Below are 2,094 nucleotides of genomic sequence, written 5' to 3' on the forward strand. Positions count from 1 at the left end.
CGTACCACAAAAGTCAGCCGCCCCTCTTATGATTTTCATGTCGGGGTTGCGGCTGAAAAGTCATGATGGTTTTCTGTAAAAAATAAAGCAGATGACTGGCATCTGCTTATCAATGGGGCGGTAAATGTAAGTCCCGCCTGTTTATTTCTTCAATTAACAGTGCGATGAACTCCTTTTCAAGGCCAAGATGCATCGCTTTCACATAGGCATCAAGCAACGCATCATCTGAAAGTAAATGCATAGACGCCTCCCCTTGTTTTCTGTCATTTTCCATATTGTAACATCGGCTCTTTTTCGGAACAAGCGTTCCGTTATCCACAGCTTTTTGTGAATAAGTTGTGCACAAAATTTCAGATCCGCTATGAAATCTAGGTTTTTTTTGTAGATATCGTTATCCACAGCGATTTATGTCGAAAAGTTTTTATCCGGCTTACTCTTTCCACTGTTTTTGTTCCAGCGTCCTGTATTGAAACGCCTCGGCAATATGCTCTTCCCGTATATCATCACAATCTTCTAGATCGGCAATAGTACGGGCCAGCTTCACAATCTTATCGTAGGAACGATTACTCATGCCGCTTGTTTGATAGAGAGCGGAAAGCCAGCTCTGCACCGGAGTAGAAAGTGAAATATAGCGTGCAATCCATCGGCCTGATAATTGAGAATTCGTGCGGAAAGCCGCATCACGGTAGCGGTGCTTTTGCCTTTCCCGCGCCGCCTGTACCCGTCCGCGCATGATGCGAGAAGTCATCGAGACGTCTTCTTTCATTTCATCGATTCGCACCCGCGGTACTTCTACCTGAATATCCATCCGATCAAGCATCGGTCCGGACAATTTCTTCCAATAACGCCGAATCTCCCGTATCGAACATGTACACGGGTGGCCGTCCGTCTCAAAGCGGTAAAATCCACACAGACATGGATTGCATGCGGTAATAAGCAAGAATCGACAGGGAAACGAAAGCTTCGACTCCTGACGGAGGATAGTGACCTGTCCGTCTTCTAACGGCTGGCGCATTGTCTCGAGTACGTTCCGCGAAAACTCGGTCCACTCATCCAAAAACAGCACGCCAAGATGCGCGAGGCTCAGCTCGCCCGGCTGCGGAAATAGGCCGCCTCCGAGCATGCCTACAGTCGTGATGGAGGAATGCGGAGAGCGAAAAGGAGGGTAAGGAGCCTGTCTCCACCGCTCCGCAAGCAGCCCGCATGCACTGTAAATGGAATCGACTGTAAGCGATTGTTCTTCATCGAGCGGTGGGAGAATCGTCGGAAAACGACGCGCCATCATCGTCTTGCCCGTACCCGGCGGCCCGATCATAGCAAGATGATGTGCACCTGCTGCCGCCACTTCCATTGCCCGCTTTACGTGTCTCTGCCCTCTTACATCGCTAAAACACTCAGGTACATCGTCCTGTCCCGCCTGTTCATGTAGAATGCGTCCGCCGACTGTATCTACCGGAAGCTGGTCATCGGCAAATGAGCCGTATTCTATGCACTCTTTCAGCGTGGCGACGCGTAAAATCGGCAGTTTTACCCGCTCTACATCCTCTTCACACATAGCTGGAATAACGGCACCCGCAAACCCCGCCTGCCTGGCTGCGAGAATCATCGGAAACAGGCCGTGCACCGGACGCAGTTTTCCTTCAAGCGACAGCTCGCCAAGAAACAGCCAGTTTGCAAGGCCGTTCCGGATACTGGCCTGTCCGCTTCCAAGCAGGATGCCGACCGCGATGGCCAGATCGAGCATGGAGCCCGCTTTCCGAACGTCTGCCGGAGCCAGATTCACCGTAATGCGCTGCAGCGGAAATGAATACCCGCTATTCTTAATGGCTGACTTGACCCGATTGCGCGCTTCCCGTACGGAAGAAGCGGCCAGCCCGCTAATTTCGAAGTGCGGCAGTCCGTTCGCAATATCAACCTCGACTTCCACCCCCACCCCCTGCACTCCCAACACCGTAGCACTGTAAACTTTCGCAAGCATATTCGCTACCCTCCTTTTTTGTTAAAAATTAACATATTTTGAGTTTAATTTCCAGATTTCATTTTGTCTGCTGACACAAAACCACCATGCCCAATTAGCCACAGGCCCTGCCATGA

2 protein-coding genes are annotated in these 2,094 nt (G+C 50.8%); both read right to left on the reverse strand.

Features of this window, described 5'->3' with window-relative positions; translation table 11 throughout:
- Nucleotides 1–109: 109 nt before the first annotated feature.
- The gene (sda, locus tag B2899_RS06660) at nt 110–241 is read right to left on the reverse strand and encodes a sporulation histidine kinase inhibitor Sda (RefSeq protein ID WP_146809407.1); all 132 of its coding nucleotides are present in this window, start codon (nt 239–241) and stop codon (nt 110–112) included.
- Between the two features lie 189 nt (nt 242–430).
- Nucleotides 431–1,978 (reverse strand): YifB family Mg chelatase-like AAA ATPase, encoded by a 1,548-nt coding sequence (locus B2899_RS06665; RefSeq protein ID WP_146809406.1) that lies wholly within the window; start codon nt 1,976–1,978, stop codon nt 431–433.
- Between the last annotated feature and the right edge of the window lie 116 nt (nt 1,979–2,094).

Source organism: Aneurinibacillus sp. UBA3580 (assembly GCF_002375825.1).
GTDB lineage: Bacteria > Bacillota > Bacilli > Aneurinibacillales > Aneurinibacillaceae > Aneurinibacillus > Aneurinibacillus danicus.